At 47.9% G+C, this 17560-nt stretch carries 17 protein-coding genes, 1 tRNA gene and 1 riboswitch; of the genes, 7 read left to right on the forward strand and 11 right to left on the reverse strand.

Annotation, left to right across the window (positions count from 1 at the left end):
* Positions 1-12: 12 nt before the first annotated feature.
* The 9 genes from JJU34_RS03840 to JJU34_RS03880 all read right to left on the reverse strand — a co-directional run bounded on the left by JJU34_RS03840 (position 13) and on the right by JJU34_RS03880 (position 7610).
* Positions 13-813: a MotA/TolQ/ExbB proton channel family protein gene (locus tag JJU34_RS03840; RefSeq protein ID WP_228691003.1), complete on the reverse strand. Its 801-nt coding sequence runs from the start codon at positions 811-813 to the stop codon at positions 13-15.
* 286 nt (positions 814-1099) lie between these two features.
* A tRNA-Ser gene (locus JJU34_RS03845) sits at positions 1100-1187 on the reverse strand.
* Positions 1188-1349: 162 nt separating this feature from the next.
* Entirely contained in the window at positions 1350-2426 is a 1077-nt protein-coding gene (locus JJU34_RS03850) for an asparaginase (protein ID WP_228691004.1), read from the reverse strand.
* A complete protein-coding gene (locus JJU34_RS03855) occupies positions 2416-3198 on the reverse strand; it encodes a TatD family hydrolase (RefSeq protein WP_228691005.1) in 783 nt (260 codons plus the stop codon). The genes JJU34_RS03850 and JJU34_RS03855 overlap by 11 nt, the downstream gene beginning before the upstream one ends.
* A 37-nt stretch (positions 3199-3235) precedes the next feature.
* Positions 3236-4339: a glycosyltransferase family 2 protein gene (locus tag JJU34_RS03860; RefSeq protein ID WP_228691006.1), complete on the reverse strand. Its 1104-nt coding sequence runs from the start codon at positions 4337-4339 to the stop codon at positions 3236-3238.
* The gene (locus tag JJU34_RS03865; RefSeq protein ID WP_228691007.1) at positions 4336-4968 is read right to left on the reverse strand and encodes a polysaccharide deacetylase family protein; all 633 of its coding nucleotides are present in this window, start codon (positions 4966-4968) and stop codon (positions 4336-4338) included. The genes JJU34_RS03860 and JJU34_RS03865 overlap by 4 nt, the downstream gene beginning before the upstream one ends.
* A gap of 3 nt (positions 4969-4971) precedes the next feature.
* On the reverse strand, positions 4972-6183 hold the full coding sequence (locus JJU34_RS03870; protein WP_228691008.1) for a SpoIIE family protein phosphatase: 1212 nt from the start codon (positions 6181-6183) through the stop codon (positions 4972-4974).
* A gap of 19 nt (positions 6184-6202) precedes the next feature.
* Entirely contained in the window at positions 6203-6454 is a 252-nt protein-coding gene (locus JJU34_RS03875; protein ID WP_228691009.1) for a hypothetical protein, read from the reverse strand.
* Between the two features lie 25 nt (positions 6455-6479).
* Positions 6480-7610, reverse strand: a complete 1131-nt coding sequence (locus JJU34_RS03880) for a glycosyltransferase (RefSeq protein ID WP_228691010.1) — start codon at positions 7608-7610, stop codon at positions 6480-6482.
* A 68-nt stretch (positions 7611-7678) separates the two neighbouring features.
* Between JJU34_RS03880 and ruvC the strand changes: the two genes are divergently transcribed.
* The 4 genes from ruvC to JJU34_RS03900 all read left to right on the forward strand — a co-directional run bounded on the left by ruvC (position 7679) and on the right by JJU34_RS03900 (position 10690).
* Positions 7679-8251: a crossover junction endodeoxyribonuclease RuvC gene (gene ruvC, locus JJU34_RS03885; protein ID WP_228691011.1), complete on the forward strand. Its 573-nt coding sequence runs from the start codon at positions 7679-7681 to the stop codon at positions 8249-8251.
* A gap of 26 nt (positions 8252-8277) precedes the next feature.
* Positions 8278-8694, forward strand: coding sequence for a nucleotidyltransferase substrate binding protein (locus JJU34_RS03890; RefSeq protein WP_228691012.1), 417 nt, complete (start codon positions 8278-8280; stop codon positions 8692-8694).
* 112 nt (positions 8695-8806) lie between these two features.
* A complete protein-coding gene (locus tag JJU34_RS03895) occupies positions 8807-10084 on the forward strand; it encodes a hypothetical protein (RefSeq protein WP_228691013.1) in 1278 nt (425 codons plus the stop codon).
* A 3-nt stretch (positions 10085-10087) separates the two neighbouring features.
* Positions 10088-10690 (forward strand): hypothetical protein, encoded by a 603-nt coding sequence (locus tag JJU34_RS03900; RefSeq protein WP_228691014.1) that lies wholly within the window; start codon positions 10088-10090, stop codon positions 10688-10690.
* A 69-nt stretch (positions 10691-10759) separates the two neighbouring features.
* Here the strand turns inward: JJU34_RS03900 and JJU34_RS03905 are convergent, their stop codons facing one another.
* Both JJU34_RS03905 and JJU34_RS03910 read right to left on the reverse strand, forming a co-directional pair.
* Complete coding sequence (locus JJU34_RS03905) at positions 10760-11821, reverse strand: DUF5074 domain-containing protein (protein ID WP_228691015.1); 1062 nt, start codon at positions 11819-11821, stop codon at positions 10760-10762.
* Positions 11818-13662, reverse strand: coding sequence for a TonB-dependent receptor (locus JJU34_RS03910; protein ID WP_228691016.1), 1845 nt, complete (start codon positions 13660-13662; stop codon positions 11818-11820). The genes JJU34_RS03905 and JJU34_RS03910 overlap by 4 nt, the downstream gene beginning before the upstream one ends.
* A gap of 209 nt (positions 13663-13871) precedes the next feature.
* Positions 13872-14085, reverse strand: a riboswitch (cobalamin riboswitch).
* 73 nt (positions 14086-14158) lie between these two features.
* Between JJU34_RS03910 and JJU34_RS03915 the strand changes: the two genes are divergently transcribed.
* The 3 genes from JJU34_RS03915 to JJU34_RS03925 are packed head-to-tail and all read left to right on the forward strand — an operon-like array spanning position 14159 to position 17394.
* Positions 14159-15343, forward strand: a complete 1185-nt coding sequence (locus JJU34_RS03915) for an ABC transporter substrate-binding protein (protein WP_228691017.1) — start codon at positions 14159-14161, stop codon at positions 15341-15343.
* Positions 15333-16367, forward strand: coding sequence for an iron ABC transporter permease (locus JJU34_RS03920; protein ID WP_228691018.1), 1035 nt, complete (start codon positions 15333-15335; stop codon positions 16365-16367). The genes JJU34_RS03915 and JJU34_RS03920 overlap by 11 nt, the downstream gene beginning before the upstream one ends.
* A gap of 40 nt (positions 16368-16407) precedes the next feature.
* Complete coding sequence (locus tag JJU34_RS03925; protein WP_228691019.1) at positions 16408-17394, forward strand: ABC transporter ATP-binding protein; 987 nt, start codon at positions 16408-16410, stop codon at positions 17392-17394.
* Positions 17395-17560: the final 166 nt, after the last annotated feature.

Here is a 17560-nt window from a genome sequence, read left to right on the forward strand (position 1 = left end):
ACCAACCAGATATTATCTGGTCAGTTTGTGCTTTACAAGGATATCTACCAAGCTGATAGACGCATCTTCCATATCGTTAACCAAAGAGTCGATCTTGGCCACACAATAGTTGTAAAACAATTGAAGGATAATCGCAACGATCAAACCAGCAACTGTGGTCAACAAGGCGATTTTGATACCACCCGCCACAAGAGAAGGAGAGATGTCACCGGCTGCTTCGATGGAGTCAAACGCACCAATCATACCGATTACCGTACCCATGAACCCAAGCATTGGAGCCAAAGAGATAAACAGGGAGATCCAAACAAGTCCTTTTTCCAAACGTCCCATTTCTACAGAACCGTATGCAATGATTGATTTTTCCACCATATCGATACCTTCTGAGTACCTCATAAGGCCTTGTGTAAATATAGAAGCAACAGGTCCTTTGGTGCTCTTGGTAACGTCTTTAGCAGCTTCGATACCACCTTCTTCCAATGCAGACTCTACTTTAGCCAACAATTTCTTTGTGTTGGTCGTAGAAAGGTTCAAGGTGATAATTCTTTCCAATGCCACTGCAAGCCCGAGGATTAAACAGAGCAATACCGGAGTCATAAAAGTCGGATCACCTTCGATGAACTTGTCTTTGATCACTTGGTGGAAAGTGGCATCCTCATCTAGGATATCATCGTCTGCCATCACCGGAGCTGGTGCTGGTGCGGGAGCAGGAGCCGCAGTTTCGGTTTCTGCTTCTTCAGATTCATCTTGTGCTTTTGTGATAACCGGTGAGAATAAAATTCCGGCAAGCATGAACAAAGCGATTAACTTTTTCATAATGTAGTTTTTAATAGACTTTTAAAGGTTGAACGGTTTCTAATTTCAAATTAAGTTCTTAAAGTTATGATTTTTTCAGTTCAAATTGCAAGCGCTAGCGGGATAATTTCTAATTTAATATTCGTTTTTGCTCGTTTTTCATACCCTCTAAAGTAGAAACAACCTACCAAAATTTCCTAGTGTGTTTGATTTGAATGGAAATTAACGCTTTTCAGTGGGAGGTAAGTAATTTCGAACGACGCTGCGTAGGGTAACCCGGGCTGAACTGATAAAGAACGTAACTTTGCAGAGAGGAAGGGATTCGAACCCTCGATACCCTTTAGGGGTATACACACTTTCCAGGCGTGCTCCTTCAACCACTCGGACACCTCTCTGTTTAGTGTAGTAGTGACGTTTAGTGCGACAAATAAAATTATAAAAATCACCCCATGCAAGTAAATGGTTGGTTTATTATTTAAAAATAGCGGTCTAAAACGATAAATCACCGGTATAAAAAAATACGGAGTTGATAATCAACCCGTTCATTTTTTTCAAGTTTATTCGCTCAATACCGTCATTTCTCCCGCCAGCGGCGTAACCAACTTTCTTTTTATCTCACTCTCGGAGGATTCGTTCGCCAGAAGAAACATTAACTTGGTGACCGCCGCTTCTGTCGTGATATCTGCGCCGCTCAGAACGCCTATCCGCTCCAGGTCCTTGCTGGTCTGATAACGTCCCTGAATCACCCGGCCACCATTGCACTGCGACACATTAAACACCAATATACCCGCTTTCACTGCCTTCTGCATCAATCTCAAAAACCAAGGTTCACTGGGACTGTTGCCTGAACCATAGGTCTCTAACACAATACCTCTCAGGCCCTTTATCTTGATGCAACTCTCAATTACCTTCTCCGTAATACCAGGAAACAACTTTAATACCAGCACCTGATTATTGATCCGATTCAGGTATTTCAATCGTTTTCCTCCAGCCACCGTTCGGATGGCTGGAAAATTATAATCTATCACAATGCCCGATTCTGCAAGCGGTGGATAATTCTCCGATTCAAACGCATCAAAATGGACACTCTGAACCTTCTTGGCCCGATTACCCCGCAATAGCATGTGGTTAAAAAATATGCATACCTCCGGCACAATAGGCTTACCCTCGATCTTTGAAATCGCGATTTCCAGCGAAGTCATTAGATTTTCCCGCGCATCGGACCGCATCTCGGAAATCGGCAGCTGCGCCCCTGTAAATATCACCGGCTTATTCAATCCCTGTAACATATAACTCAACATAGAGGCGGAGTAGGCCATGGTATCTGTGCCATGAAGCACGACAAATCCATCGTAGGTGTCGTAGTTCTCATAGATGATATAGGCCATATCCACCCAGTGTTGTAAATTGATATTTGAACTGTCAATAGGCTCGGGAAAGGAAATTACCGTAATGCTGATATTGAGCTGGGTCAGGTTTGGAATCTTCTCCAGTATCTGGCCAAAATTAAATGGAACCAGCGCACCCTGTGCGTTGTAGGCCATTCCAAGTGTACCTCCCGTATATATAATAAGTACCGAATGCTCAATGTCCTGCTGGGAAGCAGTGTTCAGCCTAACAATTTTATAGTTCATCGTCGAGGTGATTAAAAACGGAAAGTGCATTGTGGGTAGTTTGCTCAGCAACTTCCGCCAGTCCACAACCCAACACGCCGGCAAGATGATTGGCGATCACAGGTATGTGCTCGGGAGAGTTGCGCTTGCCCCTAAAGGGTACCGGTGCGAGGTAGGGCGCATCGGTTTCCAATACAACCGCCTCTAGACCGATCTGCTTGACCACATCGGCTACACCACTGTTTTTATAGGTGACGGTACCTCCTATCCCCAGGTAAAATCCCATCTCCCTGATCAACCCCGCCTGCTCCACGCTACCTGAAAAACAATGAAAAATACCGAATAGGCTACTATCGTATGCATCTCTGATCACTTCGATGGTTTCCGCAATAGAATTTCTGCAATGCAAAATAATCGGCCATCCCTTGTTCTTGGCCCATGCTATCTGCATCCGCAGAGCCTCCTTTTGCTCTTCAACGTAGGTCTTATCCCAATAAAGATCTATGCCAGTCTCCCCTATTCCCGCAAAATCCCGACGATCCATCAACTGTTTCAGTTGACCAAGTACCGTCTCGAAATCAGGGTTTACGTCGCAGGGATGCAAACCAATGGTGGGAATGCAGACCCCCGGAAATCGAGCTTCCAATTCCAGCATGGGTTCCAAGGAATCCAAGTCGATGTTCGGCATGTATATTCTCTTCACGCCGTTCTGTTGACTTCTGAGAATCATTTCCTCCCTGTCCCCGTCAAACTTTCGTGAATAGATATGGGCGTGTGTGTCAATAAATTTCATAGGTTAGGCTTTTAATTCCACCGGCGGACAACCACGCTTACTCGTAGCGGCGGTTTTTCCACCGTATAGGCGAAGGCCAAATATAATAAAGCAAGGTCGCCCAACTGCTAAATAAATAATAACTTTCAAAAAAGATTAAGTCAAAAATCGAAATTTTAGTTTCAGCTCTCGCTGCAAAGGCACGTATAAAAAGCGATTGTACCGCTATTTTTGCGGCCCAACCACCCAGACAAAGTAACGGATGGAAATATACACCTGCTAAAATTAGCGGAAAAAATGCCATCTGACAGCCTAGCAAGAATACCCAATACCAAGAAAGCGACATAGCGCCTCTAGCCCAGCGCTTACGCTGACGCATCAGTCCGCCAAAGGTTTCTATACCCCTCGTGTCTACCAAGCAACCTTTGGAAATTTGGTGAATGGGACGAAATCCCAGCTGAAAAAGCCGCTCGGAAATCGCCAAATCTTCTGTGACGGAATCCCACACCGCCTCGAACCCTCCTGATTTGCGATAAGCTTCTGCGGATATCAGCATGTTGTTTCCCATGGCCGTTAGACAGAATCCAACATCTGCCACTACCTTCACGATACCTAAACTCAGCCACCACTCAATCGCCTGCATCCTTCCAAACCAATGTCGATCTGCCACCCGGGTTACGCCTGTGGCCAGTCCGAATTCGGGACGAAAGCAGGATACCATCTCCAAGGCCCAGTTCGGCGAAACCTTACAGTCGGCATCGGTAAAGAGATAAAGCGCTGCATCCGCATCCTTTATTAGTTCAGCCAGTACCCGCGCCTTTCCATTTTGACCGACCTTGGCCGATTCCTGAAAGGTCCTGACCTTCCAATGTGGCTTCCCCTCCACCCAGTTGGATATTATCTCCAAGCTACGATCGGTGCTTCCATCATCACCTACGAAAAATGTTACCTTGTCTTTGGGATACCGAAGTTCCTCCAAGGCGGCTAGGCAACTGGGCAGGTTATGCTCCTCGTCACGGGCAGCCAGAAATACGGCTATTTGGGGCAGGTGTTCGCCCGCAAGCAATGGCTTCGAATGGTCCTTGAACCGGTAAGCAATTCTCCACCAAAGGATCAAATCCTGGATGATTAAACATGCCGTTCCAATTAACAGGAATATCATAAAGACAGGCTAGTAGCATGGAACCCCTCTCCGTCCAAAAAAGCTAAAAAATCCGGAAGTACCTTCTTTATTTTCGCTGCGGTTTTTTGCTGATCGTGGAAGAGCACAATGGAACCCGGTCGTGTTTTGGCCTGTATTTCTTTGGAAATCAACGCAGCAGGCAAACGCTCTACGTAGTCCCCCGCCAAAATCTCCCACAGAACCACCCTATACATACTGCGTAGTGCGTGTCGCTGTTTTGCCTTCATCCGGCCGTATGGAGGACGAAACATGGTCGGGACAATGCCCAGACACTGACTGATTTCCGCCTGGCAAAGCGCCACATCCAGCATATAGGCATCGAACGTAGTGTTTCTTCCATTTAGATGGTGATAGGTGTGGTTTCCTACAGCATGGCCCGAAGCGACCACTTCGCGTGCCAGTTCTGGATGGCGGGACACGTTTTCCCCCACCATAAAAAAAGTAGCCCCCATGCCCCGCTTTGTCAGCTCCTCCAACACAAAATCTGTGATTCCGGGAACCGGTCCATCGTCAAAGGTAAGATACACTTGCCTGCCCTCCCGGTTGCCGTGCCATACCACTCCGGGGTATATCGACTGCAACCAAGAAGGTATCCGAAAAAGGTGCATGGATTATTTGAACCTTAATGTCAACAATGTGATGTCATCCCTGCGGTGCTGACCGTTGGCAAAAGCATCCAATACCTGAAAGAACCCCTCGTGAAAAGCATTCGGATCTTCACACCAATTCTCCCCCACATAGTCAAAAAACCGGGTATCGCCAAACTCCAACTCATCCATGTCGATGGTTTCGGTAAGGCCGTCGGTGTACAGGTGCAGGATAAAATCACGCAATCCGGTTCGGGTACCGGTTTCCAGAAAGGGAAGCTTTTCGAACGCACCCAATATGGTCGTCCCGGCCTCCAAAAGCTCTGGTGCATCCCCTCCTTTCCGGCAGATCACCGGTGGATTGTGTCCCGCATTTACATAATGCAGGGTCTGGGTCTTATAATTATAGTGTCCTAGAAAGAAAGTGATAAAACGCTCACCGACCGTATTTTCAAAAATGGTAAAATTTAACTGCTCAACGATCATTTTCAAATCCGAAAAACTCCGGAGCAGGGTTCGTAACGCAGCCTGGAAATTTGACATGAGCAGGGCTGCGGGCATCCCCTTCCCGGAAACGTCCGCGATGCAAAAAAACACTTCGTCGTCTGATTTTTGAATCAAGTCGTAGTAATCGCCACCCACCGTGCTGTGCGGATAATAGGTCACCTTCGCCTTCAACTTATCGGTCTGGGGAAGCAAAGCGGGGAAAAGCATTCGCTGCACACTACTGGCAATTTCCACTTCCTTGCGCAGCCGTTCCTGCTCCAATTGCCTTCTGGCAAAACGTTTATTTTCCAAAGCCACCACCAGAATATTGGCCAGCGCTTGGGTGAAGTCCAAATCCAACTCGGCGTCATCCTCCTTCTTACGAAGAAGCAGAATTGCCAACATGGTGTCTTTGTGATAAACAGGCACGTAAATATTCACCTCTGAGAACGAATATTCCTCCGATAGCGTCAAGCTCAATTTCCCCTTCTCCTTGTTTTCTTCCACACCGTCGCCAGGTATTTCATCAGGTACTCTTTCTTTTATATTATGGGCAATTCGAAGAGAGAAATTTCCAGAAGAAGCCACATACAGCATCAAGCTCTTGATATTCAAATGCACCAGACAGGTAAATTTGAATATATTTAAGAGCACAGACTCTGTCTTGTTTTCGTTAATCGCCTGCGTGATCTCAAGCAAGGCCTTTAACTCAAGCTCTTTGCGTTGATATTTTACCGTTTCAGTTGTCACTAAACCTATTTATTTTTGCCTATAGAGCGTTGTGTTTTAACAAACCTTTCTTCGTAGCGAGGTAATAGTACCGGAAACCATCCCGATCCAGATCTGCCCCCTCGAAAACTTCCTGGTCCGGTGCACTGTAACATTTGATATACTCCTTCTGAAAGAGCTGACGCAAGGTTGACAACAGTTTGTGGTCATCCCATCCCGTTTCGTTTTTCAGGTGATCATACGACTGCAAAAAGTACAACTCATCGAGTAAATCAAATTCGTCATCAGACATAATCTAACGTTGTTTTTCCACAAAATTAATGGAATAAACCACTTTTTCGTCCCTTCCAAGTAAAATTTCCCCGCACTGCTCCAACAGCAACCTGCGCCACAAACACGGGATGTGCGATGCTCGTCCACAGATAATGACTCCAATGCGACTGCTGCCCATATCTCATCAAAACCGCCGATAGAGCTGCCCCTTCAAACGAAATCTTTCCCATCCATACCACCCCAAATAGCCAAATACCCGCCTCCCCCGTTGCAAAAAGAAGAGGAGAAAACAAAAAACATACGGGGAAGAAAAACCCCAAAACAGAACCAAAAGCATGTCCAAAGGAACCGTGTAGCCGCCATTTAGAAGCCCAACGCTGCCGCTGCGCAACGAAGTGGCTCCAATACCTAAAAGGCCTTATCTGTACCAAAGCGTGTTGATCGGGAACAAAGGCGACCGAATCCCGCCCAAACCGGGCTGCCACTTTTTTGAGCAGAAACTCGTCGTCCCCAGAGAGGTGCTGAAAGTTACCAGCATATCCCTCTACTTCAAAAAACGTGGACCGACGAAAACTCAAATTAGCCCCGCTGCACATCAGGGGCGCACCAAGCTGGAACGTGGCACCTGTAATTAACTGAACACTGGCCCACTCCACCTGTTGGAAGGCCGCTAGTACTCCGATCCCATGGGCAGCCAAAACCGGTCCAGCGGCCAGGTGTACCCTTTTATTGGAAAAGGCCTCCACCAATGAGGCGAAGGGATTTCCAGTAAAGAGTACATCCGCGTCTGTCGTTACGATCAATTCAGCCCGAGCTGCCCGGATGCCTGCTTCCAGAGCACGCTTTTTCCCTATACCTTCACTCTGGATCACCCTCCAAGAACCAAACGAGTGCATACGTAGAACAGCCTCCATAAAGCCCATGGATCCGTCATCGCTATGATCATCCACCCAGATAACCTCCCACTCAGCTGGTATCCCTGTGCTAACCTGATGCACCATTTGCCCTAAATTATGTAGCTCATTGCGAAAGGGAACGATCAGCGCAACCGCGGCAGCATGCCCTACCGCTTCTGCACTGGAAGCTACGCTCCTTCCCTGTTGGCGCCAGGCAATCCACAATAGAACAATAGCTCCACAATACGCCGTAGCATGGAGCAAGAAGATTGCATGCATCGTCGTAAGAGAGGATAATTTGAAGGCTAAAGCAGGATACATCGCGTTATTTCCACTAAATTGCCGTGGTGAACAAAGAAGGTGAAAATAGCGGAAAAGAAAAAATCATCCTAGGCATAGACCCTGGAACCAATGTGATGGGCTATGGGCTAATACTAATCAAAGGAAATGCTTATGAAGTCATCCAATTTGGGGTGATTCATCTAAAGAAGTACGCAGGTCATGAGCTCAAACTAAAAAAAATCTTTGATCGGGTTACACAGATTATCGATGAATACCATCCGGACTCCGTCGCACTGGAAGCTCCTTTTTATGGGGAAAATATCCAATCCATGCTGAAACTGGGACGTGCACAGGGCGTAGCGATGGCAGCTGCGTTGGCACGGGAAATACCTATATCTGAATATTCCCCCAAAAAGGTAAAGCAGTCGGTGACTGGAAACGGAAACGCTTCCAAAGAACAGGTTGCAGATATGATTAAAACCTTACTGTCGCTCAAGGAAATACCGAAGCTTTTGGATGCTACGGACGCATTGGCGGTGGCTATTTGCCATCATTTTCATTCGGGACGTCTTCAAACAAGGGGAAGCGGGGGCGGATGGAAAGCGTTTATCACCGATAACCCAAACCGGGTGAAGTAACGTTTAATATTGAAAAATCTTTAATTATGAAACAGACTAAAAACCCATGCGCGGTCTACTTTGAGCGCTATCAGGCGGCACTGGAAGAACTCAGCGAGTTGATCGACCGAGCTAAAACCAAGGGGCTATTGGAAACCCAACGGCAGGAGATAGTCCGAAACTTTGAAGTGGTCCATGACTTGGCACTGGAGACCATGCATGCGTATTTCAAGGAACAGGGAAGAGCTCCCTTTTCGGGATCGAGAGATGCTACCGTAGAAGCCTTTAACGAGGACCTGATTGACGATGGGCAGGGTTGGTTGGATATGATTATCTGCCGAATAAAATACAATCCTTTATATCCGGGAGATTATCTCGGGTCCTTAAGCGACAGTGTGGTGAAGAATTATATTAAACTACTGGAAAATTTCGAACGAAATTTTAGGGCAAAAACAGAAAAATAGAAAATAGTTACTTTTGACTGTAGCGTTTTCTACAAGATTTACGTCAGGGCTTTACTGGAAAGGTCAAAATAATTCCAAGCATCAATTACTGGTATCAAAAAACGCTACAGTCATGGAAAAACATCTACATCAAACACGCCGGTTTCCATCAATCCTCCTTTGCTCGTTGGTGCTGCTAGTAAGCATGGTGGGTTGTCAGGATGAAGTCATCACCACCTATACGTACACTACCCAAGTACCGGTCACGCTACAGGTAAGTTCCTTCCGAAATGCGGAAGTAATTATCGAGCCCGGTAGGCCACTGGACAACCCCGGGAAAATCTATATTTACGGGGACTACCTATTCGTGGGAGCACCGGGAGAGGGCATACATATTTTGGACAATACCAACCCCTCATCGCCGAAAAATTTGAACTTTATCCCTATAGAGGGGACAGGGGATTTGGCGATCAATTCTAACATTCTTTACGCGGACAACTACATTGACTTGCTGGCGTTCGACATCAGCGACCCCAACAATATTGCCTTGGTCAAACGAGAGTTGGATGTTTTTCCAACCATGTACAGTAGTCGCGAAGAAGGGATCATTATCACCTACAAAGATACCGTGATCACCACTTCCGAGGAACGAATGTCCATCGGCTTTTGGGGCAGACCTGCATTCCGTAACGACATGATGGCCTTCTCAGGAGCAGAGTCCGCAAGTAGGGCCAGCCAAAGCTATGGACAAGGCGGTTCAATGGCTCGATTTACCTTGCTAAACAATCACCTTTATACGGTGGATCATTATCACCTTCGAGTATTCGATGTGGACGATCCGAAAGACCCGAAATTTCTGACAGACATCTCGTTGGGCTGGGGAATAGAAACCATTTTCCCCTTTCAAGATAAACTGTTTATTGGCTCCATGACTGGGATGTTTATTTACGACGCCTCCGACCCGGCTCGGCCCAAGCAAATGTCCAGATACGACCATATTACGGCCTGTGACCCTGTAGTAGCCAATGAAACCCATGCCTTTGTCACGTTGCGAACAGGAGTGGCCTGTCGATTTGGCGTAGACGAACTGCACGTATTGGATATTGTAGATCCCTATCAGCCCAAACTGGTAAAAACCTATTCCATGGATAACCCCCACGGACTGGGATTATCCGGTAATCACCTCTATATCGCCGAAGCCAATCATGGCCTGAAGAGTTTCGAAGTCAGCAATGTGCTCGACATCAAACCCTTGGAACACTTAAAAGAAATCAAATCGATTGATATCATACCGGGACCAAAATCCCTGATTGTAATTGGACCCGACGGCGTTTGCCAATACGATTATAGCGATCGCAACAAACTCCGCAAACTTAGCTGCATCAGCGTCGGTAACAAGCTAAATCGGTAAGCAATGCGGTGGATTTTCTGCATTTTATGGCTACTGACTTTTTCGCTGCACGCGCAGGAAAGGGGTGCTCCCTACGTGCATCACTTGGAGTTGGGAGTATTGCAGGGTTCTGATGACTTTGGGACAAGGATCAACCCTAGCATAAAGTCCTTACATGGTGTGCAATTTCATCCTAACCACTCGTTCGGATTCCTACTGGGGCTCGATGTGTATCCGCTGGCAGCCATCGTACCCTTTGGGATGGGCTGGCGGGGAACCTTGCATCCTGAAAAAAAGACCACTTGGATGGCTGGAATGGATCTGGGGTACGGTTCTATGGTGCTGGAGAAAAAAATGGTCACAGAGTGGAATCAACACACTTGGTTTGAAGGAGGACTCATGGCACATCCCACTGTCGGAATCAGGAAGAAAAATAAAGGGAAAACAGCTTGGAGTTTTTTATTCGGCTACAAACATCAATCAGCCAACTACTACATGGGGCTACCGGTAGTCGGTGTCGTTAATCCAACACCAAACCCATCCAATCCTTCGGACTGGAGTTCATTGAGAACAGACCGAATCAGATACCGGAATCTTACTTTCTCTGTTGGCTTGCTTTTCCTATGAGTAAGTCAAGTGCCGACGGCGGCGATTCTCCGTCGGCACTTAACTGCCATACTTCACTTAGCCTTCTGCTTATCGGAAAATAAATCCAGAAGGGCCCCTACCTGCGGGCATACTCTTTTTCAGCGATCCTTGCGCATCGACTATCCAAACGTTGCCATTTCCCTGCCAACCTGCGTGATCCCCAATGTAAAGGGAACGCGAACTCCGGTCAAATCCCAAGCCATAGAAATGGGTTCCGCTAAAAAACTCCGCATCCATCACTGCGCCGGAAACGATGGATACCTTCGCAACCTGAGAATCACTGCCCGATGAGGTGATAATATAGGCCTCGCCATTTTCACCCAAAGAGAAGTTTCCATTATAGATCGCATTGGCAAGGGGAATGGTAATCGTCTCATCGATGGAAAAAGCAGCTGAGTTCAATCTGTGAAAATACACATTGGACGCATCCAACGCATACAGGTACCAGTTTCCGCCGTATTGGGCAAAGAAATAGGGTGCTCCCTTCGTCACTTCAATCAATTGTGAAACTTCTTCGGATTCGGGATTAATTACGGCGATACTCGCGCCGGCGGTGCAGGCAACCCATACGCTGCCGTCTATCAAGGCCATCCCCTCGGGTCTGCTGGGTACGGGAATCTGTTCCGACACGGTTCCGCCCTGTAGCCCGGATACCACGGCGACAAAAGAATCTGAATTGTTCCAAGACGCATCGTAGGGACCAAAATCACTGATAAAAAGCTTTTGCCCGGCTACTTGGAGATCCCTAGGGATTTGCAATTTTGCGTCATTCACGGACCCCACATGACTCAGATCAGCAGCACGAACCACCTCAACCTTTCCGGTATTGGCTACCAGATAGAAGTAGTCTCCTTCCTCCCTTACCTGCTGAAGCAGCCCGGCAAAAGGTCGGGAATTTGCGCTCTCAAATACGTCCGTTTGAAGCTCCTCCGTTGTGGGATCATAGTGATAGAGCTCCCCATCGTTTGCACCAAAAGCTCCTTCATGGATAATAAGAACCCCGCGTTCAAACCGCCCCAGGGGCCTTTCAATCGGATCTTCGGCACAAGAGAGGACGAATGCCAATAGAAAGAAAATGCCAACAATCTTAAAAAAACGGTACTTTTTCATAGTGTAAAGGTTAGGTTTAGTTCGTAATTCCTTCCGGGCATGGGGCGAAGCCTCAATACCTGATAATCTGTATTCAATACGTTGTAAATTTGGAACCCTAGAGAGAGTCTTTGCTGCTTGAGGGGTAGCACATACCGCCACCCGCCATCCAAGAGTCCATAGGATGGTAGGGCATTTTGGTTATCCACGCTGATAAATCTACGTCCGACCCATTGTCCATTGATGTAGAACCCCATCCTTCCCCGTTGCATATCGAGACCCAGTTGGGCTTTGTGGGTCGGCGTGTAGGGCAGTTGGTTGCCGACCTCTTGCCTTGACTCGTTTTCAGGACGAAGTATCACAGCATTCGTCCATCCCCATGAACCCGTAAGACCAAGTTTCCAACTCCCTAGGTGTTGCTGTACAGCTGTAACCAGGTCTACTCCGTTACTGCCCACTTCCCGTATATTTTCCGGACTCCAATAGGCAGCCCCAGGTAGCCAGATGATCCAATCGTCTACCCGCATAACGTAGTAGGTGATGCGGGTTTCCCAGCCTCGATCCTCCCGCTCAAATCGATGATGTAGACCTACTTCCCCGCTTAGTGCTGTTTCAGATCGTAAATCAGGATTGCCTCCTGGCACCCAGTACCGGTCGTTCAAGGTCGGCACCTTGTAGCTCCTTGACGCCGCTACTTTCCCGATTATCACATGATCGCTATGCTTTACCAGAGTCCAATCCACGCCTATACATGGCGTGAAGGGAGCCAACCTTTCGCCGTACATCAATTGGCGGAACCCTAGCGACATCGTAACCGAGGGTGCCGGTGTGTAGTTAGTTGCGTGATATACCTCTATGCGTTCATCGTTTGCCGTATAGGTGCTCAGGTTGCCCCGAAAGTAGGTAGCGCGGACACCTGATTTGAATTCAAATGCCGATTTTACGGACCAATCCATTTCCCCAGCTACTAGAAACTGGTCGGTAGTGTTTTCCTCGGTATGGTTAAAAACCATCTCGTCCCGCACCCATCCAGCTTTAAGATTCAGGTGCCCCCCCTCCCCTATTCGATTGAAATCCAACACCCAACGGAAACTTTGATCCGTTTGCACGTCCTTGGTGTTTGAGCCGATCAGGGGCTGAATTTGCCGATCGGCCGCATTCCACCAGAAGGAACTGCTCAGTTGATTTCGCAAATCGAGGTCCCAACTTAGATCCTGAACCATTCCGATGAGCCGTACAGCAGCATGTTCTTGCATTTCCGTTGGCACACCGGGTTTTGCGAGGTTTTGGTAAGGGTAGCGGTTGGTCGCGGCACGGCGGTATACGCGCGTTCTCGAGCGAAATCGATCGCTGGCGTATCCGGTACCAAATTCCTGTTTTGATAAACCAAAACTGCCTACACCTGCGGTTGCCTCAGCATGCCACCCTATTGGAATGAGCGGACGGCTCGTTAGGTGCACGGCTCCGCCAATAGCGTCGGTACCGTAGTGGGCGCCACTACTGCCCAGATGAACCTCCACTTTGTCCATGCCAGAGACAGGGACAATGGAAAGATCCATTTGGCCGAGCGAGGGAGAGCTAATGGGTAATCCATTCCAAAAAAAAGCGTTGTGCCCCGCTGAAGTACCCCGCATCGTAAGCGAAGCAATCATGCCGGGGCCATATTGCCGTACAAACAAGCCCGATTGACGCTGAAAAAGTTCGGATAGTGTGTTCCCTCTCTCTTTGCGCAGCACCAGACTATCGAAGGTAACAATCTGCTGGCCCTTTGCAAATCGGTCCAAGGGCGAGGCCTTTACCTCCACCAGGTCCAAAGCAACCGTGTCTGAAGGTATGGGGGCCATCACGGAGATCAAGCTCAAAAAAAAAGTAAACACAACACCTAGCATCAAATTATCCAAACATTAGCATGAACCAACTCATTCAGCTATTCGAAAACAGGGATGCAAAGATGAGAAACGACGGTACCAGCCGCTCATGTTTTACCAATAAGCGTAGACGAGCGCCATGCGGACATGTAGCTGATCAAGGATAGGATGTTCGCGTATTCCCAAGCCTTTCACCCGAAAGCTCTGAATAGTCAAAATCTGGCAGGTCTCCTGGCTTCCTTGGATTTGCAAGCCTTCTCACTTCGTTTTACAAAAGCAATGGCATGGAGTTGCAAATCACTTATCGGCATGGCCGATACAGGTTACAGTTGCGGGGACAGCTCCGGCATTCTACCGGATTCCCTTTTAATTCTTTGCTCAGGATAGAGCGTAGAAACCAAATTTCGGTACAAACATACACGAAAAAGAAAGATTAAAAAACACGCTGGGGGATGAATCTTTTTGGATACAGAAAAAACAATGGCTTATTTTGGAACAAAATAAAGGCACCTTGAGGGTTTTTAATAGATGGTACTTGATTTGTTGGCTGCTGTTGGCGGCTTTGGTAAGTTGTGAATCCGACCCGAGGAAGCAATCTGATACCGGTTGGCAACTGATACCCATTGCATTCGCAGAGGGCTTTTCGATACAGACGCTGAACGGGGCCATTTGGATAGAAATTCGCGAAGCCTTTCCAAAAGCCAATCGGTCCTATCACTATTTGATTCTACCTGACAATGCTTCTTTTCCCGATTCGCTACGGCAAAAGTCCTTCGATGCGGTGATCCACCTGCCAGGCAAGCATTTGGTATTCACGTCTACCACACATATCCCTCATCTAGAACTACTCGGTAATGAAGAGCTATTAGCCGGCTTCCCGAACACCGACCTGATTTCCTCCGAAATACAGCGCCAAAGGATCAACAAAGGTTTGGTCAAAGAACTGGGAACTGGAGCCTCTCTAAATCTGGAATCGGTACTGGATTTATCCCCGGATTGGATCATGGTTTCGACCCTTGGAAACGACATGCAGCAGGTCACACTGCTATCGAATGCGGGAATACCTGTAGTCTTGAATGGGGATTACGTCGAAAAACACCCGCTGGGCGTGGCGGAATGGATAAAGGTGACCGGAGCCTTGACCGGTAAATTAACTGAGGCAACCGATATCTTTGAGGAAATATCAGCGTCCTACCGGCAAGCGGAAAAGTTGGTTTGGAATAGTCGAATTTCCTCGCCTCCCAAAATCATGTCAGGTGTAATGTACAACGACCTTTGGTATGCTCCGGGTGCCGAATCCTGGGTGAGCATCCTATTGGAGCATGCCGGGGGAGACTACTTGTTTAAGGAAAACAACGGTAAGGGAGGTCTGTCCCTCAGTTACGAATACGTGCTGGACCGGGCCGAGATGGCTGATTTCTGGATAGGTGCCGCTGACTACTCCTCATTGAGCTCCCTGAAACTCGCGGACCCAAAATATCAAGCCTTTCGGCCCTTTCGTACAGGAAACATCTACACCTATACTGCCAAAAAAGGTGCTACAGGAGGCCTGCTGTATTTCGAGGCGGGGTATGTTCGTCCAGACTTGGTGCTAAGGGATTTAATAAAAATCATCCACCCTGATCTGTTACCGGAACATACGCTGTATTTTTATGAACAATTAAATGAAATCTAACGCCCCATCACGCATGCTTTTCCCGGTAGGATGCGCCATCCTCCTGCTGCTATGGTTAGCCAATGTCAGCTTGGGGTCGGTGCGCATACCCGTGCAGGAAATACTGGGCAGGGTGGTCGGAATACCTTTTTCAAAGACCTCCTGGGAAATCATAATCTTGCAATACCGTATCCCAAAGTCCTTCACGGCTATACTGGCAGGAATATGCTTGTCGCTAAGCGGATTGCAGATGCAGACCTTTTTCCGAAATCCACTCGCGGGTCCTTATGTACTGGGCATCAGCTCCGGTGCTGGCCTTGGCGTGGCACTATGGATGATGGCAGGTTTCCTGATACCCGCTACCGGAGTGGCATGGATGCTTGGCCCCTGGCAACTCTTCTTCTCGGCAGCCTTGGGGGCATTTGGCGTCTTGCTTCTTATCAGTGTGGCGGCTTGGAAGGTAAAAGACACCATGACCCTATTGATTATTGGACTGATGTTTGGCAGCTTCACGGCAGCCATCGTGGCACTATTGGCTTACTTTAGCGAGGCAGAGCAGTTAAAGCTATATACGGTGTGGACCATGGGCAGCCTAGGGAGTACTGGCTGGTCCCAGCTAATCGTATTTGCCGTAGGCACACTGATTGGTATCACCCCCCTGGTTCGATCCATCAAATCGTACAACGGTATGCTGCTGGGAGAAAATTACGCCCAAAGTATGGGCATACGCATCGGACGTCTTCGCTGGAAAATGATTATCAGCACCGGCATATTGACTGGTTCTGCAACCGCGTTTTGTGGTCCCATTGGCTTTATTGGCATCGCTGTTCCTCATGTAGCACGATTGGTGTTTCGAACTTCCGACCATAGAACCCTGGTGGTCGCTTCAGCCCTACTCGGCGCAATTGCCCTGTTAGTTTGCGACACCATCAGCCAATTACCGGGATCAGCGCAAACCTTGCCTATCAATGTGATAACTTCCTTCCTGGGTGCTCCCGTGGTGATCTGGCTGATATTCAAAAGAGACTTCAGTCAAGAATTCTAACCGGATCCAACCGAAAATAATATACGGAATCCCAAAACGCATGAAATCTACGGAACCCAGTATACGAAGCAGCAACTTGGAAATTGGCTACCGACCAAGAAACCCTGTGTTTGGCAGACTAGATTTTGCCGTCCGCAGCGGAGAGGTCACCTGCTTGATGGGCCCCAATGGTGTGGGAAAATCCACGCTGGTCAAAACCATCCTCGGGATAATACCCCCGTTATCCGGCGAACTCTGGGTGGCTGGAGAACCCGTTTCTGCCACCAAGACCGGCGATATTGCCAAAAAAGTGGCTGTGGTGCTTACCGACAGAATCGCAAAAAACAACCTGACGGTAAAAGAGATGGTCATGCTTGGCAGGATTCCGCACACGGGATGGTTAGGAAAAATTCACACCGACGACCGGGACGCTGTACAAGCCGCACTTGCGGACGTAGGAATAAACCATCTCTCCGACAGATTATTAAGTGAACTTTCGGATGGGCAAATCCAAAAAGCGCTGATTGCAAGGGCACTGGCACAGGACGGTACCATCCTGATATTAGATGAGCCCACCGCACATTTAGACCTGGTAAACCGATACGAGATCATGTTCCTGTTGCGGGAGTTGGCCACCACCAAAAACAAGGCTATCCTAGTCGTAACACATGACCTGGACATCGCATTGGAAACGGCCGACCAGTTCCTATTAATGGTTGAAGGACCGGCGCTGATTCAGGGAACTCCGGAGGACTTGGTAATCCGAGGTGAGATCAATCGGCTCCTTCCAGGAGACGCCTACCGGTTTGACCTACTCACCGGAAAAATCAGCTATAAGCAGCCCAAAACTTTCCCCTCCATAACCGGCCCTGTCGAATGGATCCCCTGGATTCAAAACATCCTGAAAAAACACCTTATACTGTCGGATCAACTATCTATCGAACTGAAAATCGAGCCATTTGTAATTCGAATGACTATTGGACAGGAAACGAAAGAAGTTTTCAGCCTAAAAGAAATGATAACGTTTCTGAAAGATACATATTCGTAATTCCGAAGACTTATCTTAGCATCCATCCAGATGAATAAGTTTTAGTTAGCCGAAATATGGGTCTTTTCAGCGGACCGCCATATGTAAGTACAAACGCCCCTGGAGGGGTGCGGCTTGATCAAACCACCGATTTAGAGGTGACCCGAATTCTCCCACCCCATATCCC

Source organism: Lunatimonas sp. (assembly GCF_020832325.1).
Taxonomy (GTDB): domain Bacteria; phylum Bacteroidota; class Bacteroidia; order Cytophagales; family Cyclobacteriaceae; genus Lunatimonas.

Excerpts from the sequence above, each read along its gene's own strand:
- JJU34_RS03890 (WP_228691012.1), top strand. The coding sequence starts at position 8,278 with ATGAAACAGACTAAAAACCCATGCGCGGTCTACTTTGAGCGCTATCAG.
- JJU34_RS03855 (WP_228691005.1), bottom strand. The coding sequence starts at position 3,198 with ATGAAATTTATTGACACACACGCCCATATCTATTCACGAAAGTTTGAC.
- JJU34_RS03840 (WP_228691003.1), bottom strand. The coding sequence starts at position 813 with ATGAAAAAGTTAATCGCTTTGTTCATGCTTGCCGGAATTTTATTCTCA.
- JJU34_RS03905 (WP_228691015.1), bottom strand. The coding sequence starts at position 11,821 with ATGAAAAAGTACCGTTTTTTTAAGATTGTTGGCATTTTCTTTCTATTG.
- JJU34_RS03925 (WP_228691019.1), top strand. The coding sequence starts at position 16,408 with ATGAAATCTACGGAACCCAGTATACGAAGCAGCAACTTGGAAATTGGC.
- JJU34_RS03865 (WP_228691007.1), bottom strand. The coding sequence starts at position 4,968 with ATGCACCTTTTTCGGATACCTTCTTGGTTGCAGTCGATATACCCCGGA.
- JJU34_RS03880 (WP_228691010.1), bottom strand. The coding sequence starts at position 7,610 with ATGCATGCAATCTTCTTGCTCCATGCTACGGCGTATTGTGGAGCTATT.
- JJU34_RS03900 (WP_228691014.1), top strand. The coding sequence starts at position 10,088 with ATGCGGTGGATTTTCTGCATTTTATGGCTACTGACTTTTTCGCTGCAC.
- JJU34_RS03875 (WP_228691009.1), bottom strand. The coding sequence starts at position 6,454 with ATGTCTGATGACGAATTTGATTTACTCGATGAGTTGTACTTTTTGCAG.
- JJU34_RS03920 (WP_228691018.1), top strand. The coding sequence starts at position 15,333 with ATGAAATCTAACGCCCCATCACGCATGCTTTTCCCGGTAGGATGCGCC.
- JJU34_RS03895 (WP_228691013.1), top strand. The coding sequence starts at position 8,807 with ATGGAAAAACATCTACATCAAACACGCCGGTTTCCATCAATCCTCCTT.
- JJU34_RS03860 (WP_228691006.1), bottom strand. The coding sequence starts at position 4,339 with ATGATATTCCTGTTAATTGGAACGGCATGTTTAATCATCCAGGATTTG.
- JJU34_RS03850 (WP_228691004.1), bottom strand. The coding sequence starts at position 2,426 with ATGAACTATAAAATTGTTAGGCTGAACACTGCTTCCCAGCAGGACATT.